Source organism: Propionicimonas sp. (assembly GCF_049840635.1).
Taxonomy (GTDB): domain Bacteria; phylum Actinomycetota; class Actinomycetes; order Propionibacteriales; family Propionibacteriaceae; genus Propionicimonas.
Map to the genome: position 1 here is coordinate 993,372 of NZ_JASGKL010000004.1, position 26,392 is coordinate 1,019,763.

General features: G+C 69.7%; 27 protein-coding genes. 13 read left to right on the plus strand and 14 right to left on the minus strand.

The genetic code is table 11. From position 1 onward, the window contains the following. Positions 1 to 4 precede the first annotated feature (4 nt). Positions 5 to 1,267, plus strand: coding sequence for an SLC13 family permease (locus tag QM779_RS04815; RefSeq protein WP_428532404.1), 1,263 nt, complete (start codon positions 5 to 7; stop codon positions 1,265 to 1,267). Continuing rightward, complete coding sequence (locus tag QM779_RS04820) at positions 1,264 to 1,746, plus strand: universal stress protein (RefSeq protein WP_428532407.1); 483 nt, start codon at positions 1,264 to 1,266, stop codon at positions 1,744 to 1,746. Before QM779_RS04815 ends, QM779_RS04820 begins: the two co-directional genes overlap by 4 nt. Before the next feature lie 3 nt (positions 1,747 to 1,749). Here QM779_RS04820 and QM779_RS04825 read toward each other — a convergent pair whose 3' ends face one another. Together QM779_RS04825 and QM779_RS04830 are read right to left on the minus strand one after the other, a co-directional pair. Continuing rightward, positions 1,750 to 2,619, minus strand: coding sequence for a hypothetical protein (locus QM779_RS04825; RefSeq protein ID WP_428532410.1), 870 nt, complete (start codon positions 2,617 to 2,619; stop codon positions 1,750 to 1,752). A gap of 357 nt (positions 2,620 to 2,976) precedes the next feature. Further along, the gene (locus tag QM779_RS04830; protein WP_428532413.1) at positions 2,977 to 4,503 is read right to left on the minus strand and encodes a helix-turn-helix domain-containing protein; all 1,527 of its coding nucleotides are present in this window, start codon (positions 4,501 to 4,503) and stop codon (positions 2,977 to 2,979) included. A gap of 174 nt (positions 4,504 to 4,677) precedes the next feature. On the opposite strand from QM779_RS04830, the gene lpdA reads away from it, so the two are divergent. Continuing rightward, complete coding sequence (lpdA, locus tag QM779_RS04835; protein ID WP_428532416.1) at positions 4,678 to 6,075, plus strand: dihydrolipoyl dehydrogenase; 1,398 nt, start codon at positions 4,678 to 4,680, stop codon at positions 6,073 to 6,075. A 385-nt stretch (positions 6,076 to 6,460) separates the two neighbouring features. Continuing rightward, positions 6,461 to 6,622, plus strand: a complete 162-nt coding sequence (locus QM779_RS04840; RefSeq protein WP_428532419.1) for a Flp family type IVb pilin — start codon at positions 6,461 to 6,463, stop codon at positions 6,620 to 6,622. Here QM779_RS04840 and QM779_RS04845 read toward each other — a convergent pair. From QM779_RS04845 to QM779_RS04870, 6 genes are all read right to left on the minus strand, one after another. Next, positions 6,582 to 7,937, minus strand: a complete 1,356-nt coding sequence (locus tag QM779_RS04845; RefSeq protein WP_428532421.1) for a hypothetical protein — start codon at positions 7,935 to 7,937, stop codon at positions 6,582 to 6,584. The genes QM779_RS04840 and QM779_RS04845 overlap by 41 nt on opposite strands. Before the next feature lie 106 nt (positions 7,938 to 8,043). Next, on the minus strand, positions 8,044 to 8,976 hold the full coding sequence (locus QM779_RS04850) for a zonular occludens toxin domain-containing protein (RefSeq protein ID WP_428532424.1): 933 nt from the start codon (positions 8,974 to 8,976) through the stop codon (positions 8,044 to 8,046). Continuing rightward, positions 8,973 to 9,287, minus strand: a complete 315-nt coding sequence (locus QM779_RS04855; RefSeq protein WP_428532427.1) for a hypothetical protein — start codon at positions 9,285 to 9,287, stop codon at positions 8,973 to 8,975. The genes QM779_RS04850 and QM779_RS04855 overlap by 4 nt, the downstream gene beginning before the upstream one ends. Beyond that, positions 9,287 to 10,810 (minus strand): hypothetical protein, encoded by a 1,524-nt coding sequence (locus QM779_RS04860; RefSeq protein ID WP_428532430.1) that lies wholly within the window; start codon positions 10,808 to 10,810, stop codon positions 9,287 to 9,289. Before QM779_RS04860 ends, QM779_RS04855 begins: the two co-directional genes overlap by 1 nt. A gap of 62 nt (positions 10,811 to 10,872) precedes the next feature. Further along, complete coding sequence (locus QM779_RS04865) at positions 10,873 to 11,061, minus strand: hypothetical protein (protein WP_428532433.1); 189 nt, start codon at positions 11,059 to 11,061, stop codon at positions 10,873 to 10,875. A 918-nt stretch (positions 11,062 to 11,979) separates the two neighbouring features. After that, a complete protein-coding gene (locus QM779_RS04870; protein ID WP_428532436.1) occupies positions 11,980 to 12,297 on the minus strand; it encodes a hypothetical protein in 318 nt (105 codons plus the stop codon). Between the two features lie 638 nt (positions 12,298 to 12,935). Between QM779_RS04870 and QM779_RS04875 the strand changes: the two genes are divergently transcribed. The 7 genes from QM779_RS04875 (at position 12,936) to QM779_RS04905 (ending at position 17,300) form a co-directional block, all read left to right on the plus strand. Next, positions 12,936 to 13,688, plus strand: a complete 753-nt coding sequence (locus QM779_RS04875; protein WP_428532439.1) for a hypothetical protein — start codon at positions 12,936 to 12,938, stop codon at positions 13,686 to 13,688. A gap of 241 nt (positions 13,689 to 13,929) precedes the next feature. Beyond that, entirely contained in the window at positions 13,930 to 14,211 is a 282-nt protein-coding gene (locus tag QM779_RS04880) for a hypothetical protein (RefSeq protein ID WP_428532442.1), read from the plus strand. 76 nt (positions 14,212 to 14,287) lie between these two features. Beyond that, positions 14,288 to 14,764: an aminoacyl-tRNA deacylase gene (locus QM779_RS04885; protein WP_428532445.1), complete on the plus strand. Its 477-nt coding sequence runs from the start codon at positions 14,288 to 14,290 to the stop codon at positions 14,762 to 14,764. Between the two features lie 80 nt (positions 14,765 to 14,844). Further along, positions 14,845 to 15,561 carry a CPBP family intramembrane glutamic endopeptidase gene (locus tag QM779_RS04890; protein ID WP_428532448.1) on the plus strand — a complete coding sequence of 239 codons (717 nt, stop codon included), beginning with the start codon at positions 14,845 to 14,847 and terminating at the stop codon, positions 15,559 to 15,561. A gap of 38 nt (positions 15,562 to 15,599) precedes the next feature. Next, positions 15,600 to 16,262 carry a sigma factor-like helix-turn-helix DNA-binding protein gene (locus QM779_RS04895; RefSeq protein WP_428532451.1) on the plus strand — a complete coding sequence of 221 codons (663 nt, stop codon included), beginning with the start codon at positions 15,600 to 15,602 and terminating at the stop codon, positions 16,260 to 16,262. Further along, on the plus strand, positions 16,259 to 16,684 hold the full coding sequence (locus QM779_RS04900) for a hypothetical protein (RefSeq protein WP_428532454.1): 426 nt from the start codon (positions 16,259 to 16,261) through the stop codon (positions 16,682 to 16,684). The genes QM779_RS04895 and QM779_RS04900 overlap by 4 nt, the downstream gene beginning before the upstream one ends. 4 nt (positions 16,685 to 16,688) lie before the next feature. Then, positions 16,689 to 17,300: an HD domain-containing protein gene (locus QM779_RS04905; RefSeq protein WP_428532457.1), complete on the plus strand. Its 612-nt coding sequence runs from the start codon at positions 16,689 to 16,691 to the stop codon at positions 17,298 to 17,300. Here QM779_RS04905 and QM779_RS04910 read toward each other — a convergent pair whose 3' ends face one another. The 3 genes from QM779_RS04910 to QM779_RS04920 all read right to left on the minus strand — a co-directional run bounded on the left by QM779_RS04910 (position 17,301) and on the right by QM779_RS04920 (position 21,102). Continuing rightward, positions 17,301 to 18,200: a sugar ABC transporter permease gene (locus tag QM779_RS04910; protein WP_428532460.1), complete on the minus strand. Its 900-nt coding sequence runs from the start codon at positions 18,198 to 18,200 to the stop codon at positions 17,301 to 17,303. It lies immediately after the preceding gene. Position 18,201: 1 nt separating this feature from the next. Continuing rightward, complete coding sequence (locus QM779_RS04915; RefSeq protein WP_428532463.1) at positions 18,202 to 19,821, minus strand: ABC transporter permease subunit; 1,620 nt, start codon at positions 19,819 to 19,821, stop codon at positions 18,202 to 18,204. 75 nt (positions 19,822 to 19,896) lie between these two features. After that, a complete protein-coding gene (locus QM779_RS04920) occupies positions 19,897 to 21,102 on the minus strand; it encodes a sugar ABC transporter substrate-binding protein (protein WP_428532466.1) in 1,206 nt (401 codons plus the stop codon). A 237-nt stretch (positions 21,103 to 21,339) separates the two neighbouring features. Between QM779_RS04920 and QM779_RS04925 the strand changes: the two genes are divergently transcribed. Continuing rightward, positions 21,340 to 22,398, plus strand: coding sequence for a LacI family DNA-binding transcriptional regulator (locus tag QM779_RS04925; protein ID WP_428532469.1), 1,059 nt, complete (start codon positions 21,340 to 21,342; stop codon positions 22,396 to 22,398). Here QM779_RS04925 and QM779_RS04930 read toward each other — a convergent pair. Continuing rightward, positions 22,395 to 23,018, minus strand: coding sequence for an L-threonylcarbamoyladenylate synthase (locus QM779_RS04930; protein ID WP_428532472.1), 624 nt, complete (start codon positions 23,016 to 23,018; stop codon positions 22,395 to 22,397). The genes QM779_RS04925 and QM779_RS04930 overlap by 4 nt on opposite strands. Positions 23,019 to 23,172: 154 nt before the next feature. On the opposite strand from QM779_RS04930, the gene QM779_RS04935 reads away from it, so the two are divergent. After that, positions 23,173 to 24,300 (plus strand): MalY/PatB family protein, encoded by a 1,128-nt coding sequence (locus QM779_RS04935; RefSeq protein WP_428532475.1) that lies wholly within the window; start codon positions 23,173 to 23,175, stop codon positions 24,298 to 24,300. Positions 24,301 to 24,917: 617 nt separating this feature from the next. Here the strand turns inward: QM779_RS04935 and QM779_RS04940 are convergent. Both QM779_RS04940 and QM779_RS04945 read right to left on the minus strand, forming a co-directional pair. Continuing rightward, positions 24,918 to 25,940 (minus strand): LLM class flavin-dependent oxidoreductase, encoded by a 1,023-nt coding sequence (locus tag QM779_RS04940; protein ID WP_428532478.1) that lies wholly within the window; start codon positions 25,938 to 25,940, stop codon positions 24,918 to 24,920. Between the two features lie 38 nt (positions 25,941 to 25,978). Then, positions 25,979 to 26,371, minus strand: coding sequence for a pilus assembly protein TadG-related protein (locus tag QM779_RS04945; protein ID WP_428532481.1), 393 nt, complete (start codon positions 26,369 to 26,371; stop codon positions 25,979 to 25,981). Positions 26,372 to 26,392 lie beyond the last annotated feature (21 nt).

Sequence of the window (26,392 nt, forward strand, 5' to 3'; positions counted from 1 at the left end):
GGCGATGGCCGGAGCGGAGGTCCTGTCGGCAGTGCTGCTGGTGGCGGTGCTGGCCTTCGCCGTGGTCCGCCCGCGCGGGCTGCCCGAGGCCGTCGCGGCCGTGCCGGCGGCGTTGGTCGTCCTGCTCACCGGGGGCATCGACCTCGCGACGGCGTGGGACGAGAGTCGCCAGTTGCTGCCGGTCGTGGGCTTCCTCGCCGCGGTGCTCGTCCTCAGCGAGCTGTGTGCGAGGGATGGCTTGTTCGACTGGGCCGGCCAGTTCATGGCCCGGCGCAGTCGCGGCGAGCCGCAGCGCCTGCTGGTGCTGGTCTTCGGGGTGGCCGCCGTCACCACGGCCGTCCTCAGCCTCGACGCCACCGTCGTCCTGCTCACCCCCGTGGTGTTCGCGACGGCCGCACGGGTGGGGGTGCGGCCGCGTCCGCACGTGTACGCCTGCACGCACCTGGCCAACGGCGGCTCGCTCCTGCTGCCGGTCTCCAACCTCACCAACCTGCTGGCCATGACGGCGCTGGGAATCAGCTTCGTCCAGTTCGGCGCGCTGATGCTGCTGCCGTGGCTGGTGGTGATCGGCGTGGAGTACCTCGCGTTCCGCTGGTACTTCGCCGGCGACCTCAGTGTCGGTGCCGGCCGGTCGACGGCCGACGACGGCGACGACGTCCCGCTCCCGCGGTTCAGCGCGACCGTCGTCGCGCTCACCCTGGCCGGCTTCGTCGCGGCCTCCTTCGTCGGGGTCGAGGTGGCGTGGGTGGCGGCGGCCGGGGCCCTCGTCCTCGCCGTGCGGGCGCTGCTCCGCGGGCAGGCCCGGGTCGGGGAGGTGGCGATGGCGCTGAACCTCCCGTTCCTCGCCTTCGTGCTCGCACTGGGCATCGTCGTGAAGGCCGTCGTGGACAACGGCCTGGCCGACCTGATGGGCAGGATCGTGCCCTCCGGCACGTCCCTGCTCGCCCTGCTCGCCTGGGCAGGACTGGCCGCCGTGCTCGCCAACGTCGTGAACAACCTTCCCGCCGTCCTGATCCTGCTGCCGCTGGCCGTCGGCGGGGGAGTGGGGCCGGCGCTGGCCGTCCTGATCGGCGTGAACGTCGGTCCCAACCTCACCTACGTCGGGTCGCTGGCCACCCTGCTGTGGAGACGGATCGTGCACGCCCACGACCACGAGGCGCCGCTGGCGGAGTTCACCTGGCTGGGGCTGCTGGCCACACCGGTGGCGATCGTCGCCGCCGTCCTCGCCCTGTGGGGCTCGGTCCAACTGTTCGGAGGTGCAGCATGAAGGTGCTCGTGTGGGTCGCGGAGGCGACCTGGCCGGCCTGCGTGGACGCGGTCCTAGACCTCTTCCCCGCCGCAGGGGTGACCCTGCTCGCCGCGCTGCCGGGAGACCTGGCCGCGCAGGCAGCAGGGGCACGGACCGGGCTGTGGGGGCGGGGGAGCGGACGCGATCCGGGCGCGCGCGTCACCGAACTCGCCCGGGAGTCGACCCGGGCCATGCTGGACGCGGCAGTGGCGCGGCTCGGCCGCGAGGCGGCGACGGTCCTGCGCGAGGGACGGGTCGAACGTGAGGTCACGGCCGCTGCCACGGAGGCCGACGTCCTGGTGCTGGCCAGGGACGGCGACCTGTCCCGGCTCGGCCCGCACAGCCTCGATCGGCACACCCGCTTCGTGGTCGACCACGCGCCGTGCCGCGTCCTGCTGGTGTGGCCGGGCCGGGCGCCCGGGCTGGCGTCCATCCCGCCCCCACCGCCGGAGCGCTGAGGATCACGGCGTCGGCGGCTGGGTGACGTACCAGAGCTCGATCGTCTGGAACACCCAGTAGGTCACGAACAGGGCGAGCAGCACGACCTCGATCCAGAACACCGCAGGGAACCGGTCACCCACGACCGCGTTCTGGCTGCCCGTGGCGGCGAACACGACGACGCCGATGCCGACCGCCGCCACCATCGCGATCGCGATGATCCGGTAGACCCTGCGGTAGGCGAGCGCCGACATGCTGCCCAGCGCCGTGGCGCCGGGGGGATTGCGGCTGTTGATCCACACGGCGATCACCAGCAGCAGGAAGAACGTGATCGCCGACGTGTAGTGCGCGTACTGGATGAAGAACGGACGCGCGAACAGGAACGCGCCGGTGTAGACGGCGAGCAGCGCGGTCAGCGCCACCATGCCGCGCACGCTGGAGACCGTCCACGGCGTGTGCGTCCGGGCCGCCCAGGCCAGGCGCCCCCAGGCGACGACGAGACCGACCAGCCCCATGCCGAGGTAGGCGCCCATGGCGAGCGCGATCGCAGGGTGCAGGTCGGGCGGGACGCAGTCGCGGGCGCTCGCACAGGTCGGGTCGGCGATCGGCGTGGGCACGAAGGCGACGACCGGGATCAGGACCCCGGCAACGTCGAGCAGGGTGTTCTCCAGGCCCTGGCGCCCCTTGACGGCCACGAGCGCCAGCCCGACGGCCAGCAGGGTCGAGACGAAGATGCTGCGCACGTCGGTGTAGAAGGTTGCGCTGATCGACCCCGGCACGCGCCACCCCGACCCGACGATGTAGCCGATCAGACCCAACCCGAGCAGGATGCCCGCCGCGACCATGCCCGCGCGCAGCGTCCGATAGGTGTCCAGTGCTGCCGGATCGTCCATGGCGTGTTCCCCCCGGTGCCTGTGGGAAGGGACGTCCGTTCGTCCCGTGCCTCCATGGGAGCACCGATCCCGCCCCCACGGACTACGCAGTCTTTCGGACGCCACGCCCCGTCACACGCCGGCGGCACCGGAAGCCGAGATCCCGGCCTTCGCCGGGATGACAAGACGACGGACCGTCATCCCGCGCTCCACCCCCCGGATGACAACACGCAGGATCGTCATCCCGGGCTCGACCACGGATGACAACACGGAGGATCGTCATCCCGGGCTTGACCCGGGATCTCACAAACAAGCAAACCGCACCCGATACCGAGATCCCGGCCTTCGCCGGGATGACAAGACGGCGGGGCTTCCCGCTCAGTCGCGGAAGACGTCGATGTGGGCGCCGAGGGCGTTGAGTCGGTTGGGGAGGTCCTCATAGCCGCGGTTGATCACGTAGACGTCGCGCAGGACGCTGGTGCCCCGGGCGGCGAGCGCGGCGAGCAGCAGGCAGACGGCCGGACGCAGCGCCTGCGGGCAGATCAGTTCCTGGCCGCGCCAGCGGGTGGGGCCGGTGACCACGATGCGGTGCGGGTCGAGCAGTTGGACGTCCGCGCCGAGCTTGTTCAGCTCGACCAGGTGGATGGCCCGGTTCTCGTACACCCAGTCGTGGATCATCGTCCGTCCCTCGGCGACCGCGGCGATCACGGCGAAGAACGGCAGGTTGTCGATGTTCAGGCCGGGGAACGGCATCGGGTGGATCTTGTCCGCCGCGGCGTGCAGGACCGAGGGGTGGACCGTGATGTCGACCAGCCGGGTCTGCCCGTTGCACGAGCGGTACTCCGGGCTGAGCGTGTAGTACAGGCCCATCTCGGCCAGGATCGCGAGCTCGATGTCGAGGAACTCGATCGGAGCGCGCTGCACGGTCAGCTCCGAGCCGGTGACGATCGCGGCGGTGATCAGGCTCATCGCCTCGATGGGGTCCTCGGAGGGCGCGAACTCGACGTCGGCGTCGATCCGGTCCTTGCCGTGCACAACCAGGGTGGTGGTACCGATCCCGTCGATCTGCACGCCGAGTTCGGCGAGGAAGAAGCACACGTCCTGCACCATGTAGTTGCTGGACGCGTTGCGGATCTCGGTCCGTCCGGGGAACAGCGCCGCGGCCATCAGTACGTTCTCCGTCACCGTGTCGCCGCGCTCGGTGAGGGTGATCCGCCGCTCGTGCTCGGTGATCCCGTCCACCTCGGCGTGGTAGAAGCCCTGCGTCGTGCGCACCGCGAGCCCGAAGTGCCGCAGCGCCTGGAGGTGCGGGGTGACCGTCCGGGCGCCCAGGTTGCAGCCGCCCGCGTAGGGCAGGTCGAAGGAGTCCTCCGAGTGCAGCAGCGGACCGAGGAACATGATGATCGAGCGGGTCCGCCGCGCGGCCTCCACGTTCATCGTGTGCAGGCGCAGCCGGGCGGGACGGACCAGCTCCAGCTCCGACTTGTCGTCCGACCAGGTCGCCCGCACCCCGATGCTGGTGAGCACCTCGAGGATCCGGTTGACCTCCTCGATCTGGGCGATGCCGCGCAGCACCGTACGGCCCCGGTTGATCAGGGACGCGCACAGCAGCGCCACCGCGGCGTTCTTCGACGACCGCACGGCGATCGAGCCGCTGAGCGTCACCGGCCCGTGGATGCGCAGGTGCGTCGGCCCGGCGGGACCCGCGTGGATCAGCGGCGAATCGAGCGCACCCGCGATCCGGTTGATCATCTCCAGGCTCAGGTTCTGGCCGCCGGACTCGATCCGGTGCACCGCGCTCTGGGAGGTGCCGAGCACCTCTGCGAGCTCCTGCTGGGTGAGGCCCCGCTGCTTGCGCGCGTCCCGGATGAGGGTGCCGATACTGCTCGGGAGGAGGTCTGCCACGGCGGCAGCTTATCTCACATGGGATATGAAGGGGAGTCGAATGCCCGGTTCCTGCCCGTCGAGGGCCGCGGCGGGGGCCTCCCGGAACCGCCGGTGCGCAGGAACTTGCGGCATCCGGGCCACCGCTCCGGAGCACTGCTCACCGGCGCTCGGCACCCCGCTAGAGTGACCGCCATGACCCAACACTTCGATGTCGTTGTCCTCGGCGCTGGCCCCGGGGGCTATGTCGCTGCCATCCGCGCCGCCCAGCTGGGCAAGAGCGTCGCCGTCATCGAGAAGCAGTGGTGGGGAGGCGTGTGCCTGAACGTCGGGTGCATCCCGACCAAGGCACTGCTGCGCAACGCCGAGCTGGCCCACATCTTCACGGCGGAGGCCGACACCTTCGGCATCGAGGGCGAGGTGCGGTTCAACTTCACGTCCGCCTTCGCCCGCAGCCGCGCGGTGTCCGAGCGGATGGTCAAGGGCGTCCACTTCCTGATGCGGAAGAACAAGATCACCGAGATCAACGGCTGGGGCACCTTCGTGGACGCGAAGACCATCTCGGTCGCCACGGACGCCGGCGAGGAGACCGTCACCTTCGACGACTGCATCATCGCGGTCGGTGCGACCACGAAGATGCTGCCGGGGACGCAGCGCTCCGCGCGCGTGTTCACCTACGAGGAGCAGATCCTCTCCGACCAGCTGCCGGCCTCGATCGTGATCTGCGGCGCGGGCGCGATCGGCACCGAGTTCGCCTACGTCCTGGCCAACTACGGCGTCGAGGTCACCATCGTGGAGTACCTGGACCGGATGGTCCCGAACGAGGACCCGGAGGTCTCCGCCGAGCTCACCAAGGCGTACAAGAAGATGGGCGTGAAGGTCCTCACCGGCACCAAGGTGGACGGGATCGAGGAGCACTCCGAGGGCGTCCGGGTCCGGGTCAGCCCCGCCGCCGGGGGAGAGGGGCAGGTCCTGGAGGCCGAGCGGGTGCTGCAGTCGCTCGGTTTCGCGCCGCGAACGACCGGCTACGGCCTGGAGAACACCGGGGTCGAACTCACCGAGCGTGGCGCGATCGCGATCGACGACTACATGCACACCAATGTCCCCGGGATCTACGCGATCGGCGACGTGACCATGAAGCTGATGCTCGCCCACACCGCGGAGGCGCAGGGAGTAGTGGCTGCGGAGACCCTCGCGGGCGCGGAGACCATGGCCATCAACTACGACATGATCCCGCGGGCGACGTACTGCCAGCCGCAGATCGGCTCGTTCGGCTACACCGAGGCGCAGGCCGCCGAGCGCGGCTACGAGGTGAAGGTGTCCAAGTTCCCGTTCAGCGCCAACGGCAAGGCGCACGGCCTGGGCGACGCCACCGGCTTCGTCAAGATCGTGGCCGACGCCCGCTACAACGAACTGCTCGGGGCACACCTGATCGGACCGGACGTCTCGGAGTTGCTCCCCGAGTTGACCCTGGCGCAGCAGTGGGACCTGACGGCCGACGAGGTGGGCCGGAACATCCACGCCCACCCCAGCCTCTCCGAGGCCCTGAAGGAGGCCGTCGAGGGCATCGCCGGCCACATGATCAACCTGTAGGCCCGCGGTTCGCTCCGCACCGCTCCAGCCCGTCGGGATCCGTGGTCCCGGCGGGCTGTTGCATTCCCGGCACCGACTGCCGCTTTTCGCAGCCCGGAGCCCGGCGCGCAGGGAATTCCGCGGCGTGTCGGTGCCCCTTCCCGGGCAATCCACCAATTCGCATGGAAGAATCCACTCGTGGCCGGACCACCCCGGAGCCGGCCCCGATGACGGCGGGCGCACAACGGGGGAGACCGGTCATCCGTTCGGGGGACCGGTGTCCACCGAACGGGTGACAAATGCATCGAATTGTCGCCCGAAGGGGGGACAGAATGCGCCAAAGAATGTCAAGGAATGGCTGCCGGACGCCTTTTCAATGGGTCCACGACTGCATTAGGCTCGCGGCATGCAGAAAAGGAACTGGGAGCGAGGGGCGACCGCCGTCGAGTACGGCATCATGGTCGCCCTCATCGCAGCTGTCATCGTCACGGGTGTGACGGTCCTCGGCGCAGGCACGCAGGACATGTTCACGCCGGTCTCCAACTTCTTCGCCAGCCTCCACCCGTAGTCGTCCTCACCGCGGCGCCACTCGCGTCCGTCCCGGGCACTGGCCACCCAGTTCCCTCCAGGCAACCCCGGGACAGCCACGAGACGGCGACACGGAGAGGGAGGCCACCCGACGCACGACACCGGTCGGAACCGCTTAGCCGATAAGCGACAGTATCTTGGACGGTTCCGAGTTCCTCCTGGGCGATTTCTTCGTCATCGCGCATCCACGTCTTGGGGTCGAGGTCGAGGAAGTCGAGCAGGCCGTGTGAGATGCCGAGTTGGTGACGTCCGGAGCTGGTCTCTTCCCATTCCGCCCACAGTTTCCGAGTGTGGTTGAGGTCGTCCCGGGATAGCTGTCCGCACTCGCAGTCGGGGGAGTGATCGGCGGGGGCGATACACGCCACACCAGCCTTGTGCCGCATGATCGCCGCGAGCAGCCCGAACGGCGTCCTGCTGCCGTTCCGCGCGGTCTTGTACGCCCCACCGACGAGCTCGTAGACAGCTTTGGCGAAGTAGCGGCCCACCGAGCTGTCGGAGGGATCACCCTTGACCACGTGCGAGTCGAACCCCGGTTCGCGGTACTCGCCGTCGTCGCTGCGGACCTTCGTCCCGATGCCCGGCTTCAGGCCTTGACGCTGGGCCTCGGCGTTCCACCGTTCCCACATCCTGCGGCCCAGCGCGTACGCGCCGTCGTCAGTCATCGACCCGTCCACGAACACCAGGGCGTGCACGTGAGGGTGCCAGCCGTTGTGGCCCACGGTGACGTCGAAGACCCGCAGGTACGGCATCCATCCCTTGCGCTGCACGTCGAGCTTGCCGCCGTTCGGTGCCCGCCGCACGACGACGTCGCCGGGCTCGAGCTGCTGGCCGAAGGACGCGCCGTGAACCCGTCCTGCAGCGTGCACCTCGCACAGGAGCTCCGTGGGGCTGTCCAGGACGGTGACCCGCTTCGTGCCCTGCGCCGCGCACCCCTTCCGCTGGCACTGCCCCTTGACCGTCACACCGCGCGTCACGGCCCCGTAGAGGCCGCTGTCGCGGGCCCAACCGGGTCCAGAGGAGGCGGCGTTCCAGCACGCCCCTACCGCGTCCCACACGGCCGCCAGCGGCATGCCCCGATGGTGGCGCACCGTCAGCGACACCATCACGACCCGGCCGCCACGCTCAACCCAGCGTCGGCAGACCTCGTTCACCATCCGGGCCCGCTCCTCGCAGATCCGAGCCGAGCACACCGGGCAGGACCAGACCGACCCGCAGTGAGCCAACCCCGCGTACCCGGGGACGCGCTTGCCGTCCTTCACCGTGACCCGGATTGCGACCTCTTGCCCGATCGGCACCCGCCCACAGTGGCGGCACCGCTTCAGCCTGGACGTGCGCCACTGCTGTTCCCGTGCTGTGTACCGGTCCGCAAAGTTGCGCGGAAGCGTGACTTCAACCTCGGGCTCAACTACGCTGGGAGCTGCCATCGACAATCCTTAGGCCTTCGAAACTGAACGAGTTGTTGGTGGTTCGGCCCCCGTTCCCGCGGGGGCCTTTCTTCGTCTCCGGCACTGTATCGGCCGCTGCCCTCCTGGGGGCGGATTCTTGCTCGTCTGGCTCGTCGTGTCCTTTGCAGGTCGCGGTGGAGCTCTGCCGTTTCATGCCGCACTCCAAGCACGGCCCACGGTTGGCCCTCGCGCCGAGCAGTTGCACGTACTCGTAGGTGTCGTATGCACGGAAGCGGGGCGAGCCCGGCCCCCACCACATGCCCTGCCACATCATCGGGACGTTGTCGCGCTTCCCGTTCTCGAACGCCTCCAGCTCCATAGCGTCGTAGCCCGACGTCCGGAACAGCCGGTTCTCCACCCACATCCGGTCGCCCTGGTCGCGCACATGGCTGAACAGCTTGACCCCTCGGTTGAAGACCACCAGCCGCGTGACTTCCCGCATGATCTTGTCCGACCGGGCCCACGCCGGGGCGGTCCAGATGAAGCACACGTCAGGCTTGCGCGGCTGCTGGAGGAACCCCTCGACCTCGCCGGGCAGGCCGCCCGTGTCCCGGCTCGACAGCATGGTGGAGATCTCGTCGCACAGGATGTCGCAGCTCCGGGCGTCCACGACGTCCTTCCACGTCCTCAGCGGCCGCCACAGCGGGTGCGCGGCCCGGTGCCGGTCCGGGTCGTCCTTCACGCACTCGCACGCCGGGTCGTCACAGGGACGCGGGTCCTGCCAGTCCAGGATCCTGATGTTGGACACGACCGGTCGGCCGGCTGCCAGCGACGGCAGCACCGACGCCACAGCGCTGGCCGTCTTACCCCCGCCGTTCGGGCCCACGTAGGCGCGGACGGGGTAGGCCCGCTGCCGCTTCACCAGCGCGGTCACGATGCGATCGCTCACGTGGCACCACCACCGAGGGAGGCGAAGCTGGCAACGATGCGCGCCACCTGAATCGCGATCGCGATCAGGACGAGGATCGTGAACCAGCCGGTGACAGCCGCCAGTACCTGAACCGGGAACCAGGCAGACAGCGAGTTCACGTAGCCGATGAGCTGCACGAACCCCGCAACCCCGGCCACCACCCACGCGGGCGGTTCGGGCAGGTCGATCTTGGACCAGAACGAGCTGATCCCTGCCCCGAACACGCTGTAGATCCAGACCACGAACTTGGTCAGCAGGTCGAGGAAGAAGTGGGAGAACCAGTCGAACATCAGTCACCGCCACCCTTGAGCTGAAGCCCGACCGCCGAGGAGAAGACCCGGACGGTGGACAGGATCGCGACCCACACCAGACCGACAGTGATCGCGATCCGTGAGGTGGAGGCCAGCGCCGCCCGGTCACCGCACGCGTTGAACAGGTACAGGGTGAACGAGCGGTCGTTGAGCACCATGTGGAACGGAGGGCCCTTGCAGTCGCTCTGTTCCTCGCGGAACGCTCCACCGACTTGATCGAACAGATTCAGCCAGGGCTGGAGCTTGCCTTCCACCTTCGAGCTGGGGGCCGACGGCGTGGGGGCGGGCCCGGGCCCGGACCCGTCCCCCCCGCCGTCCGGCCCCGGGTCGAGGAGGGAGAGCAGGCTGTCGAATCCGTCTTGAACGCTGTTCTGAAAGTCGGTGAGCTTGTCCACGATGGACTGCACACCGTCCCGGATCCCATCAATGACGCTCTGAACGACAGTCTTGATCGTGCTGATCACCGACTGGATCCCGCTCACAACTTTCGTGATGCCCGACGCGATCCCGGTGAGGAGTTTGGCCAGGACACTGGCCCCCGCTTGCACGGCCGCGCACACGATGTCGGAGCCGCAGTCCTGCGTCTCTTGGGTTGGGTTCAGCCCGCCGCCCTGGTCAGCTTCCGAACACACCGCGGCGACCAGGGCGATCACCATGCTGGGGTCGGTGGAGGACTGGAGATAGCACGTCTGCGAGTCGCCCTCCCACGTCCACCCCGACGGGTTGGTCAGGTAGTCGCCGTACTGGCTCAGCGCAGCGCTGGTGATCGAGGAGTCCTGCAGCACGGTCGTGCCCTGCGTCACCCTCACCCGAACCGCGACCGTCCCGGCAGGGCACACCGGGGACGGCGCGACGCTCGGCGGAGTCGCCGACTCCGAGATCTCTGAGTCAACACCCGTTGACAGGTTGCGGCACGTGACGGTGGTCACCAGCGCCGTGGTGCTTGCCTTCACCCGCCACGTCCAGGAGGCGTAGAACAGCGCAGAGGTGTACCCGCCCGTGTAGACGATCTTGGCCAGCCCACCGTTGCTCGCGCACTGGGTGATCCCGGACGTCACCACCCCGCTGGCGATCGTCACGTAGGACGAGCTCGACGTCCCGTCGACGCAGTAGCGCTTCAGCTTGCCGCCCGTCCAATCGACGCTCACCAGCGAGCCGTCGACGACCCCGACCGTGCACCCCGACCCGTTCCGGCAACCGTCGTTCTGCCACACCAGCAGCCCCGAGGAGTTGAGCCGGACCGAGACCTTCTCCTGGTTGTACAACCCGGCACCGTCGTACGTCGCGTAGCTGACCGACTCGACACCGCCCTGGTCACCCACCGCCGTGCCCGTCCCGCCGTTGAGGTAGTCCAGAGCGACCGCGACCGTACCCACAGCCGCGCTCACCCACGACGTCGGCAGCCACCACGCGCCAGCAGCGCGCGCGACCGGAGCATCACCCGCCCAGCCAGCGACCAGGACTGCCGCCCCGAGGAGAGCGGCCACACACCTACGCAGCATGTCGCGCCTTCCATGAACCCACCACGGGGTCGGGCCCTTCCGGGCCCGACCCCACGGAAGCCTCACGGCTTGGCGTTCTTGCGCACCATCTTGATCACGACGCCGACGCCGATGAACAGGCCGACCACCGTCACGATCGCGGGCAGGTTGTCCTGGAACTGGGTCTGCACCGCCGTCGCCAGCTGCGACCCGATCGAGTCGGACGCCTCCAGCGGCAGGGCCACAGCGGCCCCGACGAGAGTTGCGAGCATTTTCTTCACCTCCTCGATTCGCCTAGTGAGCCTGACCGGCCCGTACCAATGCGACGATCAGCCCGAGCACACAGCCCAGCGCCGCCGCTTGCCCCATCACGTCGAGCCAGCTCATCCGAACGGCCCGCTCAACCAGCGCGCCGCCGAGCGGACGAACAGCACCACGGCTGCCGCCCCGCCCAGGGCGAGCGTCAACGTCTCGAACCCCATCAGTGCACCCAGATCCCGACCACGGCCCCCGCGACCAGCAGCAGGCCGGACAGCACGACCCACACCATCGAGGCCCACTCCACGAACCAACGCAGGAAGTCCCCCCAGATCACGGCAGGACCTCCACCCTGACGACCGGAGCCACCCGGTACGCGTTGCGCACGTGCTTGGCGCACAGCACCCGACGAGCGCCCCCCCCGGACGATCACCCGCACGGTTGCCCTGCACCGGCACTGCCCGAACCGGCCCCCACCGACCCGCCGCCACAGCAGCCACGTACACCGCATCGCGCTCACCTACCCCACGCCGCGCACATCGCCGCGCACCCCGCGAACGTGAGCAGCGCCAGCGCCCCCAACGCCGCGTTGATATCGCTGCGGGTCCACTGATCCGGCCCGTCGAACCCCTGCACCGACTCCACAGCAGTAGGCACAGACGATGACGGCGACGGCTCCAACGTTGGCGTTGAAGACGAAGCAGACGAGTCCGGTTCCGATGACGGCGAGGGCTGGACGTCCACCGATTCGGTAGGCGTAACCGACGAGGCGACCGGCGAGGGCGTCTCGTCCTCGGCGTGCGCGAGGCTGAACGGCCCGAACGCCACCCAGCACACCGCCCACCCCGCTAGGCTCAGCGTCAGCCACAGGGCCCGCTGTCTCGGGCTTGCCGTGGTCAGACGGGCTCGACGCTGCAACGTCGGGCCCGTCGCTAGCTTGCGGCCGCGAGGCGGCCAGCGCCGACACCGGAAGCCTCGGTCAGATCAGCCAGGGCGAGCGGCCGCACCGCCGTCATGGCCACACCACGCCGACCGTCGTCCATCTGCCAGGGCTTCAACCAGACCTCGACGCACAGCGCGTCCCCGACCTCAGGCAGCCGCCCGAAGTCGCGCGCGAACGTGATCTTCGTCGGGTACAGCTCGTCGTCGCCGCCCTTCACGTAGGCGTACTGCGACTCGTACTGCTCACCGTCCCGCGTCTTCTTCGAAGCGGACCCGCGCCGCTTCACGACGCCGACCAGAACGTTCATAAGGTGGGCTCCTATCTGTCTCTAGGAGCGCCGTCCGTCTTCCCGCCAGACCCTGCAAGGCCCTTGCGTGCGGGGCGACGGAAGCCGCTCACGTCGCCAGCCCCCCGGCAGGCGATCTACGACGTACCGTAGCAGTCACGCACGGCCCTGTGGGCCGATTCCGCCCAAAGTCGCTCTGAGCCTCTACCAACGTTCCCAAGCGGGCCCTCCGGGCCCGTGCGGGCAGCCGCTTCGCTACCCAGCGGCACGCCAGGGCGTCGCCCGTCGCAGCAGCGCGCCGAGGTGCTCAGGGGGCAATGACGGGGGACGGGGGCGGGTGGTGGGGGAGAAGTGCCCCACAGTCGTCCAGGGCGACCCGCACTGGCCGTTGCAGATGGCCCTCCTGCTGGACCGTGGGGGCGGCGGTAGCCCACGACTGGCGTTGCCACGAGGGGATAACCGGGGCGGGGTTGGGAGACTTCAGCGGTGGCCGTTCACCGCTCGCGCAGCTCGCTGGCACCAAGACTGCTGTCGACGTCACTCGGCCTTACCACCGTCACCCTGGGCAGCGCTGCCGCCCGCAGGCGTCAACGCCAGTTGACCCGGCGCCGCATCAACTCCTGTTGATTATCGATCGACAGATCAACTAACGTTGACCCATGAAGAACCACGTCATCATCCCGGAGTCCGCCCCGTCGCGCTCACGCGTCGACGTGATCGTGCAGTGGAGCTGCTCCACCTGCGGGGAGCAGGTCGGGCGCACCTGGCGGACCACGGACGGGCTGTACGCAGAGTCCACCTGGCAGCACACCTTCGAACCGGAGTACGACCAGGACACCCTTAGCTACGAGCCCGGCTGGACGGCCCGCCAGTTCGTGCAGAGCGTCGTCCGAGCCCGCGAACATCTCCTCGCGCGCCACATGCGCGACCTGCACCACCGGGAAGTTGAGGAAATCGCGATCGCTGCCAAGTCTTCCTCACAAGGACAGACGCTTGCGCCGGCGAACACCTCGAGTGACGCCGCCGCTCACGATTCGGTGAATTCCGTCCACACCCCGGGTCCCAGCACCGGCCCGACCGGTGCGCAGTCCCAGCGTGCAAGGGCAGGGGATCCCGGCGGCGACAGCGCCACTATTCGGCAGCAGGTGTTCACAGACGTTGCCGCGCTGGAGAACGAGCGTCACGGGTTGCGGCCCAGGAGCATCACACCGGGGCCCGTCCGGTCCGCCGAGCGTAAGCGGCAACTCTGGGCCCTCGCCACCTGGGCGGCTGTCCGTGAGGAGGCCAACCAGCAGCTCGACTACCTGATGCAGTCCGCAGTCCGCCTGGGAGCTGATCAGCGCGACGTCGCCCGCATGCTCGGCGTGTCACCGCAGGCCGTGAACCAGAAGCTCAAGCGACTGCGGAGCTAGTCACCCTCAGGAGGACTTTCCCGCCAGCCCGCCAATCGCAAGGATTCGATCAGTTCCAGCAACTGAATCCCACGCTCGTCACTCACCGCGAAAGCTCGAAGCACGTCCAGGTAGAAGCCACTCCAAACGATGAACCTGAAATTGATCGACTGTCCGATAAGCGACATTATGACAAAACAGGTCCGCACCACCCAGCCGGCCACCCCCTGGCCAACCCCCCACTCCTGATCGGATGCACCGCATGAGCACCATCACCGCACGCCTGGTGTCCCGGTTCGATCGATGGCTGGATCGACTGGTCGCCACGGACGACCGCTACATCTGCGCGGCTTGCGACGACCGGTTCCACAGCCGCGTGGACGGCATCGACCACGTGCGGCGCTGCCACCCGGAGTACCAGGGCGTCCTGGTCTTCGACGACGCCGTCGCCGCGCCGCACACCCAGCCCGCCCGCACCCCGTCTCCGGTGCCGTCCGGGCGCTCCCGTTCGCCGCTGCCGGTCGCGGTCAGGATCGCCCACTGAGCCTGCGTCCTCCCGAGGGACAAGACACGACGTCGGGCCGCGCGCGTCGCGGCGCTCGTCTGCCACACTTCGTGCCGTGAGCACGTCCACCCCGGCCGCCGCGGCTCTGGCGCGCGCAGGCGTCCCGTTCCGGCTCCACGAACACCCACCCGCCCGGACCGAAGCCGAACTGCACCTCACCGGCCTGGATGTCGCCACTTCCGCCAAGACCCTCGCCTTCGCCCTGCCGGACGGACGCTTCGCGCTCGCCGCCATCCCGGGCAGGGCCAGGCTCCGCTACGGCAACCTCGCCCGCGCCCTCGGCGTACCCCGCTCGGCGCTGCGTCCGATGGGGCCCGAGGAGCTCCGCGAGCTCGGCATGGAGCCCGGCGGCGTCTCCCCCGCCTGCGACGACTCCCGCGTCGTCCGGGTCGTCGACTCCTCGCTGCTCGCCCACCCCGTGGTGTACTGCGGCAGCGGCAGCCCTTCGGTCTCCGTGGAGGTCGCACCGGCCGACCTGGTCACGCTCGCCCCGACCGCTCTCGTCACCGACCTGTGCTCGGACGCGCCGTGAGTCCCCACGACGGGAGGGACCGATACGATGCCTCCAGCGATGCAGCGTTGCGCGCGGCTGGGTGAAGGAGCGGCTCAGTGATGAACCCCGTCACGGGACTACGCGCCATCCTCGATGCCGCCAGGGCGGAACCAGTGGTCAGGGAGGAGTCGGCGGAGCTGCTCGTCCAGCGCCGGTGGATCTCCTCGGTCACGCTCGCGGTCGGCTCGTTCATGCTCGCGCTGACCCTGCGGGTCCCTGCGGGTGACCCGGCGTTCTACGGTGCCACCCTCGCGCTCGGCGCGACCTGGATCATCGGCGGTCTCCTCTCGGGGAAGTTGCACCTCGGCACCCTTCCCGGGACGACCGGACCCCGCGGCACGCGCGGCGTCGTGCTGCAGGGCGTGGCGCTCGGCGCCCTCCTGCTGGCCCTCTTCCTCGCCGGCGCGGCCCTGGTCGCCCCGGTGCAGGTCCTGCGCGAGCCACTCGTCGCGCTCCTCGACCACGCACGCTACGGCGGCCTCCCGATCGTGGCGGCGCTCACCGCCCTGGTCGCGATCGGCGAGGAGATCTTCTTCCGCGGCGCCCTCTACGCCGCGGTCGGCGACCGCCAGGCCCTCCTCGTCACGACGCTCGTCTACGCGCTCACGACCATCCCCAGCGGCATGCCGCTGATGGTCATCGCCGCCGCGTTGCTCGGTGTCGTCGCCGGCCTCCAGCGCCGCATCACCGGCGGAGTCCTCGGCGGGGTGGTCACCCACCTGATCTGGTCGCTCGGGCTGCTGTTCCTGCTCCCCCTCGCCCTCGGGATCGCCTGAACCTTGCCAACTGAAGGCAAATTACTTAATCTGCTCATATGAAGTCAATTGACTTACAGTTCGTCGTGCTGGCCGACCAGGTGGACAGCCGCTCCGGCGTGGACCGTGTCCCCGCGGCCTTGGCTGCCCTGGCGGGGCTGCGCTGCGCGCTGCCGTTCGAGCGGACGGCCGGCGACGAGCTCCAGGGCCTCGTCGACGACCCGGCGGTCGTGGTCGAGACGATCGTGCGGCTGACCCGGCTCCAGGAGTGGCGGATCGGCGTGGGAGCGGGGACGGTCGAGACTCCCCTGCCGACCTCCACCAGGGCCGCCAGGGGTGGCGCGTACCTGGCTGCCCGCACGGCGATCACCCGCGCGCGTCGGACGCCGGGGGCGCTCGCGCTCGTGCTGGACCCGGCGAGCGCCTCCGTTGTCGGCGACGACCGCTACGGTGGGGCCGTCGGCGCGGCGCAGGACGCGGAGACCGCCCTCTGGCTGCTCTGCACGGTGCTGGAACGCCGCAGCACGGAGGGATGGGAACTGGTGGACCTGCTCGAGGAGGGCCTGACCAATGCCGAGGCGGCCGCCCGGCTCGGAGTCAGCGCGTCCGCGGTCAGCCAGCGCCTCTCCCGTGCCGTCCGGCCCGAGGGCGTCCGCGGTGCCGAACTGTGCACGCGACTGCTCTCCCGGCTCCAGGACGTCGGGACGAGGGAGCCGGCATGAACCCGGTGCTCGCCATCGCGCTCAAGGCGCTCGTCGTCATCGCGCTGGGTGCGATCGGCACCTTCCTCGGCAGCCCGCTGGTGCGGCTGGTCCTGCGTCGGGCGGACGCGCCCCGCCCCCGCGGCGCTGCCGGCCCCGACGGCGGGGACGAGGCGTCCCCCGGCATCCAGGCCGCGTCCGCGCAGCTGCGTGGCGGCCACTGGATCGGCCTGCTCGAGCGGCTCGCGGTCTACGCGTCCATCCTGTCCGGCTTCAGCGGCGGGATCGCCGTCGTCCTCGCTGTGAAGGGCCTCGCCCGGTACCCCGAGCTGAAGGCCACCACCAGCGGCGCCGCGGAGCGGTTCATCATCGGGACGTTCGCGAGCGTGCTGTTCGCGTCGGCCTGCGCGGGCCTGGCGTGGTGGCTGACCGGCCTGTGGTGACCCGGTGACGACCACACTGGGCCGGGAGTGGGCACGCCTGCTGCCCGGCACGGACGCCTTCGGCGCCGACCTGCTGCGCCGCTGGGCCGAACCGCACCGGCGCTACCACGACACCGGGCACCTCGCCGCGGCGCTGGACGCCCTCAGCGGGGTCGGCGGGACGGCCAGGCCCGAGCGGCTGGCGATCTGGTTCCACGATGCCGTGCACACGGGCACCACCGGCCCGGACGAGGAGGCCTCCGCGACGCTCGCCGCGCACAGCCTGGCCGGGTGCGGCCTGCCCGCCACCGAGGTGGCCGAGGTGTGCCGCCTGGTGCTGGTCACCGTCCACCACTCCCCCGGCTCCGGCGATGCCGCCGGCGCACGGGTCAGCGACGCGGACCTGGCCGTTCTCGGCGCCGACCCGGCCACCTACGCGGCGTCGGTGGCTGCCCTGCGGGCCGAGTCGCCGCTGGCCACGGACGCACAGTGGCGGGCCGCACGGCTCGACCGGCTGGCCGAACTCCTGGCCCGGGACCGGCTGTTCCACTCCCCCGCCGGCCGCCGACGGTGGTCGGTGCAGGCCACGGCGAACCTGGTCGCAGAGCAGCGCCGGCTGCTCGGCCTGGTGCCGTGACTACTTGACGGCGCCGGCGGTCAGGCCCGAGACGATGTACTTCTGAAGGAACAGGAACAACAGCAGCACCGGCAGCGCGGCGAGCACGGCACCGGCGGCGAACAGGCCCCAGTTCGCGTCCTTCTGGGAGGCCACCATGCTGTACAGGCCGACCGCGAGCGTCCAGTTGTCCTCGCTCTGCAGCACCACGCGGGCGATCACGAACTCGCCGAACGTGGAGATGAAGCTCAGCAGCCCCACGACGGCCAGGATCGGCACCACCAGCGGCAGGATGATCGTCCAGTAGGTCTGGGCGTGCGTGGCGCCGTCGATCTTGGCCGCCTCGTCGATCTCCTTGGGGACGGAGTTGAAGAAGCCGTACATGAGGAACGTGTTCGCCCCGAGCGCCCCCCCGAGGTAGACCGCGATCAGCGCGAACCGGGAGTCCAGCCCGAGCGCGGGCACGACCTCGCCAAGGGTGAGCAGCAGCAGGAAGATCGCGATGAAGGCCAGCACCTGCGGGAACATCTGGATGATCAGCAGCGTGGTCAGCCCCGAGCGGCGACCGGTGAAGCGGAACCGGGAGAACGCGTACGCGGCGGCCGCGCCCATCAGCAGCGTGCCCGCGGCGGACGCGATCGCCACCACCAGGGTGTTGCCCATCCACTCCCAGAACTTGGTCGCGTTGAGGGCGGCGAAGTTGTCGAGGGAGATGGACGCGAACAGCTGGTTCGAGCCGGTGAGCGTGCCACCGGTCGACAGTGACGCCGAGAGGACGTAGACGATCGGGAAGGCCGCGTAGATGACGGCCACGACCCCGACGAGGTGTCGCCAGCCGAGCTGGCCCAACCACTGACCCGCTGTCCTGCGCCGCTGCGCGGGCACCGGGATGGCACGACCGGGGCTGTTCACCGTGGTCATGTCAGATCACCTCCTCGAGCTTGCGGGTCTGCCGGAAGCCGAGCCCGGCGATCACGGCGACGACCACGAAGATCACGATCGACAGCGCGCTGGCCAGGCCGTAGTTCTTCGCGGCAGAGCCGTCCACGCCCGAGATCGAGTAGACCATCGTGATCAGCAGGTCGGTGGCGCCGATTGGTGCGGACGTGTCACCGAACCGCGGGCCGCCCTGCGTGAGCATGTAGATCAGCGTGAAGTTGTTGAAGTTGAACGCGAAGCTGGCGATCAGCAGCGGGGCGGTGGAGATCAGGACGAGGGGGCCGGTCACCGACCACCACATCCGCAGCGGGCCGGCGCCGTCCACGCGGGCCGCCTCCTTGACGTCCCCCGGCAGCGACTGGAGCGCCCCGGTGGCGATCAGGAACATGTAGGGGAACCCCAGCCACAGGTTGACGCCGAGGACCGACAGCCGGGCCAGCCACGGATCGGTCAGCCAGCCGATGTTCACCCCGCCCAGGATCACCTGGTTGATGAAGCCGAACTTCTCGTTCAGCAGGCCCGACCAGATCAGGGCCGAGAGGAAGCCGGGGAACGCGTAGGGCAGCAGCAGCAGCGTCCGGTAGATCTTGCGTCCCCGGACGCGCTCGTCGTTCAGGACGATGGCCAGCACCAGGCCGAGGAGGAACGTGCTCAGCACGGACACGACGGCGAAGACGAGGTTCCACACCAGCACCCGCAGGAACGGCCCGGCGTACTGGTCGTTGGTGAAGGCGGTGGTGAAATTCTCGAAGCCCACCAGCACCCGCCAGCCGGTGGGCAGGACGGTGCCGTCGGGCGCGGCGAACTGACCGTGGCTGGTGGCGGTGTACACCGTCCCGGTCGTGGCATCGGTCATCGTGTCCGCGGCGGCGTCATAGGTGAACGTCGACTTGTAGAGGTAGCCGACGGTCCCGTTCTGGGTGCGGATCGAGCCCTCCTCCGCATTCCTGCTGAACGGCACCCGGAGGTTGGTGATCGCCTGCTGGTTGGCGAAGATCTCCTGCTGGCTGGCCACGCCGAAGCCGGGGACGGCGGTGATCCGCGTCCCTGCGACGGTGGCGCCCGCCGCCTCGGTCAGGGGCTCGTCCTCCGTGCCGACCAGGACCTTCCCCTCGGAGATGATCGCGAACCCGAACTCGTCGCCGCGGGTGAGCACGGTCAGCGGGTAGGCGGCCGAGCCGGTGACCCGCTTCTCGTTCTGGGAGAGGATCGCGGCCACGGCCTGGCCCTTGTCGAGGTTGTGGCCGTCGCCGTAGTTCGTCAGCGCGATGTAGGCGGTGTAGAAGATCACGAAGATCTGGAAGACGACGAGGAACACCACACCGGGCGCGATGTACTTCGCCGGGATGGTGTGCCGCTTGCTGAAGTACACGTAGTCCAGCGCGAGCAGGATCACCAGCATCGCGCCGAGGACCCACCACGACTGCGCCCGCCACGCGGCGAGCAGGACGTAGACCCCCAGTGCGTTCACCAGGGCCATCATCACGAGCTTGGCGAAGAATCCTGCGCCGTACTCCCGGGAGTTCCAGCCCTTCGGACCCGGTGCCGGGGCGGCGTCCGCACCCTCGACCAGTTCGTCGGGCCCTGCCTTCAGGTCAGCCACGAATCTTCCTCGATCCACGCGTAGGGCCCGTGGGGGCGCCGGCGAATGCCGACGCCCCCACGGAGGGGTGATGCGCTACTTGCCGATCTTGGACTTGATGTCCGAGATCATCTTCTGCCATCCCGCGACCGCTTCCTGCTTGCCGCTGATGATATTCGCCTCGGTCACGCCCCAGTAGGTCCACACCGCAGCCATCTCGGGGATCGACGGCATCGGGACCGCGTCACCGGCGACCTTTGCGAAGCCGGCGGCCAGCGGATCCGTCGCGGCCTTCTCCGCGGCGCTCTTCAGCGCCGGCGTCCGCTGCCCCGCCTCGTACATCGCGTACTGGACGTCGGTGGTCGCGACGTAGTTGGTGAGGAAGTCGTTGGCGACGATCGGGTTCTTCGACTGCGAGGAGATGAAGAAGCCCTGCACGCCCACGAACGGCGAAGCGGTCTGCCCGCCGGCCGAAGGGATCGGGTCGATCGAGAGGCTGAGGTCCTTGAACTTCTCCAGCATCCACGGGCCACCGATGATGAACGGCGACTTGCCCTTGGCGAACGCGTCCACCGCGATGTCGTAGCTGATCGCCGTGTCGAGGTTGCCCGCCTTGCCCTGGGCGGCCAGCCACTGCGCGAACTTCTCGCCGTTCTCGCCACCCATCGCGAGCTCGCTGGTGTACGAGCCGTCCGTGTTCTGGGTGAACACCGGGGCGCCGAAGGAGGTCTGCAGCGGGTACATCGTGTACGGGTCGCCGGTGTCGCCCACCTGGATCAGGATCGGGTACTTGGTCCCGGCCTCCTTGCCCATCTTGAGCGCGTCGTCCCACGTCGCCGGGGCCTCGGCGGCCAGCTTCGTGTTCCGGATCAGGGCGATGTTCTCGATCGCGTACGGGACGCCGTAGACCTGGCCGTCCTGGCTGAAGGCCTGCAGCGCGACCGGCTCGAACTCGGCGGCCTTGTCGCCCAGCTCGATCGGGGACACCACGCCGTTCTGGATCAGGTTGCCCAGCCAGTCATGCGCACCGATCGTGATGTCGGGGCCCTTGCCGGTCGGGACCTGGGAGGTGAAGTCGGCCTGGATCTCGTCGAAGTTCTTCTTCACGAGGGTGACCTTGGCGTGGGTGGCCGCCTCGAAGGCGTCCGCGGCGGCCTGAGTGGCCGCCATCCGGGTGTCGTCCACCCAGACGGTGAGCGTGGTGCCGGTGTAGTCGGCCGCAGCGGCGGACGTCTCGGCCGCGGTGGGCGCTGCGCTGCTGGTGGTGGCGGCCGGGGTGGACGAACAGGCGCTGAGTGCCACGAGGGTTGCGGCTACTCCAAGACTGACGATGCTCCTTCGCATCTCGCTCCTCTGCTTCGATGGGCTGATCGGGGTGGTCCCCGTGCGGGTCTTGCTTGCGGGCCACACTAGTACAAGGTTGCAGTCGTTACGTAACGGGTTGCGCATTTGTTACCGATCCGAGACCCTTGGCGTTACGCAACCACTACCCCGATCCGGTAGCTTCATACCGCGACACCGCAGTCGGATGGGAGCAGGATGGCAAGGAAACGCGCAGCCGGGGCGCCCAAACCGCGGCTGCTCGACATCGCGGAGGTCTCCGGCGTCAGCACTGCAACGGTTTCGCGCGTCCTCAACGGCAAGCCCGGCGTCGGCGACGACGTCCGCAACTCCGTGCTCGCCGCCCTGGACATGCTCGGCTACGAACGACCGGCGGCGCTGAGGCACAAGACCGCCGGCCTCGTCGGCGTGGTCGTCCCCGAACTCAGCAACCCGATCTTCCCCGCCATCGCCCAGGGGCTGGAGAGCCGGCTGTCCCAGCACGGCTACACCGCGCTGCTGTGCACGCAGTCACCGGGTGGGACCACCGAGGACGAGTCGATCGAGTTGCTGCTCGGCCAGGGCGTGTCCGGCATCATCTTCGTCTCCGGGCTCCACGCGGACGCCTCGCAGTCGCACGACCGCTACCACGACCTCCGCCGGCGCGGGATCCCGCTGGCCTTCATCAACGGCTGGGCGGACGGGGTCGACGGCACGTTCGTCGCGACCGACGACGCCGTCGGCATGGACAGCGCCGTGCGGCACCTCGTCTCGCTCGGGCACACCCGGATCGGCCTGCTGATCGGGCCCGACCGACTGGTGCCCGCACAGCGCAAGATCACCTCCTTCACGACCGCGCTCGCCGACCACCTGGGCCTCGAGGACGCGGAGCCGCACATCTTCCGCACCCTCTACACCCTGGAGGGCGGTCACGCCGCGGCGGAGCGGCTCGTCGAGAGTGGGCACACCGCGCTGATCTGCGGCTCGGACCTGATGGCGCTCGGCGCGATCCGCGGCGTCCGCGGCCGCGGTCTGCGGGTGCCCGAGGACGTCTCGGTGATCGGCTACGACGACTCACCCCTGATCGCCTTCGTCGACCCGCCGCTCACCACCGTCCACCAGCCGGTGACCGCGCTGTGCCAGGCCGTGGTCTCGGCCGTGATCGGCGAGATCGACGGCAATCCCGGGCCCCGTACGGAGCTGCTCTACCGGCCCGAGCTCATCGTCCGGGCGTCCACGACGGCGGCACCGAAGGACGGCGTGACCGCGTCCGCCTAGGCCTCGAAGGGGGTCGGGTCGCCAGCGCCGTAGCGGGTGATCTCCACGTCGCCCTCGGAGAGGTCGACGATCGTGGTGGGCTCCAGGCCGCAGTCGCCGGAGTCGAGGACGGCGTCGAGTTGCGTCCCCAGGTCGTCGTTGACCGTCCAGCCGTCGGTCATCGGCTCCTCGTGGCCGGGCAGGATCAGCGTGGAGGACATCAAGGGCTCGCCCAGGGTGTTCAGCAGCGCGAGCGCGGTGGTGTGCGCGGGGACACGGACGCCGACCGTCCGCTTCTTCGGCTGGAGCATCACCTTCGGCGCCTCCCGGGTGGCCTTCAGGATGAAGGTGTAGGCGCCGGGAGTGGCTGCCTTGATCGCGCGGAACACGTCGTTGTCCATCTGCACGTACTGGCCGAGCTGGGCGAACTCGCTGCAGCACAGCGTGAAGTGGTGCTTGTCGGAGAGGTGCCGCAGCGTCCGGATCCGGTCCAGACCGTCCTTGTTGCCGAGCCGGCAGCCCAGGGCGTAGCCCGAGTCGGTCGGGTAGGCGACCAGGCCGCCGTCCCGGATGATCTCGGCGACCTGACCGAGGGCGCGGGGCTGCGGGTTGTCGGGGTGGACGTCGAAGTAGCGGGCCATGCCGCCAGCCTAGGCTCCCCGGGCAGACGCTCCCGGAATTCGCAGACGCTCCCGAAATTTCGGGAGCTTCTGCGTGTTTCGGGAGCGTCTGCATCGGGTGGGACGGGTGGGACGGCGGCCGGGCGGGAGGGCGGTGCCCGATAGGGTGCGGGACATGCCGATCCTTTCCGTCCCGGAGGCGGAGCTCCGTTCCCGCACCAGCCTGAAGTGGCACACCTACGACCCCGACGTCCTGCCGATGTGGGTGGCCGAGATGGACACCGAACTCCACCCGGCGGTCCGCGAGGCGCTGCTGGTCGCGATCGGACGCAGCGACACCGGCTACCCGTACGGGACGGCGTACGCGGAGGCGTTCGCCGCGATGGCCCGGGCGCGCTGGGGCTGGGAACTGGACGTGCCGGCGCAGGTGCGGCGGGCGGGCGACGTGATGAACTCCGTCCTCGCCGCGATGGACGCGACGACCTCGCCCGGCGACGCGATCGTGATCAACCCGCCGGTGTACCCGCCGTTCCAGCAGGTGGTGTCCGGGTACCGCCGGCACATCTGCGATGCCCCGCTCACGGCGGAGGGACGCCTCGACCTGGGCACGCTCGAGGCGGCGTTCGCCGGCCCCGACCACCCGACCGCGTACCTGCTCTGCTCGCCGCACAACCCGACCGGGGCGGTGCACACGGCGGACGAACTCACCGCGGTGATGGCGCTGGCCGCCCGGTACGGCGTGCAGGTGATCACGGACGAGATCCACGCGTGCCTGGTCGATCCGGGCACGTCGTTCGTCCCGCTGCTCACCGTGCCCGGCGGAGAGACGGCGATCAGCGTGACCAGCGCGGGCAAGGCATGGAACCTGGCCGCCTTCAAGGCCGGCCTGATCGTGGCGGGCGCCGCGGCGACGAACGTGCTGGGCACACTGCCGCCGCTCGCGCAGCAGTCGACCGGGCACCTCGCGAACCTCGCCCACACGGCGGCCCTCACGAAGGCGCAGGGCTGGATCGACGAGATCGTCGTCGAGATCGCGGCCAACAAGCAGCTGCTGGCGTCTGAGCTCGCCGCGCACTTGCCCGAGGTGGCATACACGCCGTCGTCCGGCACGTACCTCGCCTGGGTCGACTGCTCGGCGCTCGGCCTGCCCGACCCGTCCCGCCATTTCGCGACAGTCGGACGGGTGGCGTTCTCCCCCGGCGTCAACTTCGCGCGCTCCCACAAGCAGTGGGTGCGCGTGAACCTGGCCTGCTCCCCCGACCTGGTCGTCGAAGGCGTCCGCCGGATGGCCGCCAGCCTCTAGCCGCTCGCCGTCCACCACACAGTGGACCCTTCTGCGGCGTACTCGCGACAAACCGTCCACCTTGACCTGGAAGGGACGCCGCGGCCCCTCCCCCTGTCATCCCGGCGAAAGCCGGGATCTCCCCCACCACAAAGTGGACCCTTCTGCGGCGAACTCGCGACAAACCGTCCACCATGACCTGGACGGGACGCCGCGGCCGCACAAGGTGGACGCTTCTGCGGTGTACTCGCGACAAACCGTCCACCTTGACCCGGACGGGACCGCGAGATCCCGGGTCAAGCCCGGGATGACAGAAGCGGCCCCTCCCCCTGTCATCCCGGCGAAAGCCGGGATCTCCCCCACCACAAAGTGGACCCTTCTGCGGCGAACTCGCCACAAACCGTCCACCATGACCCGGACGCGACGCCGCGGCCGCACAAGGTGGACGCTTCTGCGGCGTACTCACGACAAACCGTCCACCTTGCACCCGGACGGGACCGCGAGATCCCGGGTCAAGCCCGGGATGACAGGAGCGGCCCCTCCCCCTGTCATCCCGGCGAAAGCCGGGATCTCCCCCACCACAAAGTGGACCCTTCTGCGGCGAACTCGCCACAAACCGACCACCCTTTGGTGGACGGTTACCGCCAGCCGAGGGCGGGGGCGACGTGGGTGAGCAGCGCCTCGACGACGTGGGCGTTGTACTCGACGCCGAGCTGGTTCGGCACGGTCAGCAGCAGGGTGTCCGCGGCGGCGATGGCTTCGTCCTCGGCGAGCTGTTCGACCAGCTTGTCCGGCTCCGCGGCATAGCTGCGCCCGAACACCGCGCGGGTGCTCGTGTCGATCCAGCCGATCGAGTCCTTCGCGTCGTCCTCCCCGCCGAACCACTGCCGGTCGCGGTCGTCGACCAGCGGGAAGATGCTGCGACTGACCGAGACCCGCGGCTCGCCCGCGTGCCCTGCCGCGGCCCACGCGTCCCGGAAGACCTGGATCTGCTTGGCCTGCTGGACGTGGAACGGCTCGCCCGACTCGTCGTTCTTCAGCGTCGAGCTCATCAGGTGCATGCCCAGTTCGGCCGCCCACCGCGCGGTCGCGTCCGACCCGGCGCCCCACCAGATCCGCTGGCGCAGGCCCTCCGAGTACGGCTCGATCCGCAGCAGCCCCGGCGGGTTGGGGAACATCGGACGCGGGTTCGGCTGCGCGAAGCCCCGACCCTCGATCACCTGGAGGAACACCTCGGCGTGCTGGCGTCCCATGTCGGCGTCGCTCTTCCCCTCCTCCGGGGCGTAGCCGAAGTAGCGGTAACCCTCGATCACCTGCTCGGGCGATCCCCGGCTGATCCCGAGCTGGAGTCGGCCGCCGGAGAGCAGGTCGGCCGCGCCCGCGTCCTCTGCCATGTAGAGCGGGTTCTCGTAGCGCATGTCGATGACGCCGGTGCCGATCTCGATCCGCTTCGTGCGCGCGCCCACCGCCGCCAGCAGCGGGAACGGCGAGCCGAGTTGCCGGGCGAAGTGGTGGACGCGGAAGTACGCGCCGTCCGCGCCGAGGTCCTCGACCGCCTCGGCCAGCTCGACCGACTGCAACAGGACATCCGAGGCCGTGCGTGCCTGCGAGCCCGGCGAGGCCGACCAGTGGCCGAAGGACAGGAATCCGATCTTCTTCACGTCAGGTACAACACCGCGGTATTCCGCGCATTCCCCGCTCAGCGGTTGGAGACGAGGTCCGCCTCTGCCGACCCCTTCGCCTCGAGCCGCGTGATCCCGACCAGGCTGAGGAGGACGGTGTCCGCGCCCGTTCGTGTGTCCACGTGGACGCGTCCGCCCACCAGCCGGACGTCGCCGTCCACTTCGCCCTCGTCGAGGACCCGCCGTGCGGCGGCGATCACCGCGCCGGCGTCCGGGGTGCGACCGGCGAGGCGCGCGGCAGCGGTCTCGTCCGCCGCAGCCCTGGCCGCCGCGGACGCCACCAGCTCAGCCCTGCGGGCCGCCACGGCCTGCGCTCCCCCGTCGACGACGAGGCCTGCGACGAGCAACAGCGCGAGCACCACGACGGCGAAGAACGCCGACAGCGACACCCCCCGCTGGTCGCCGGCCATCCGCACCACCTCTCCGAGGGA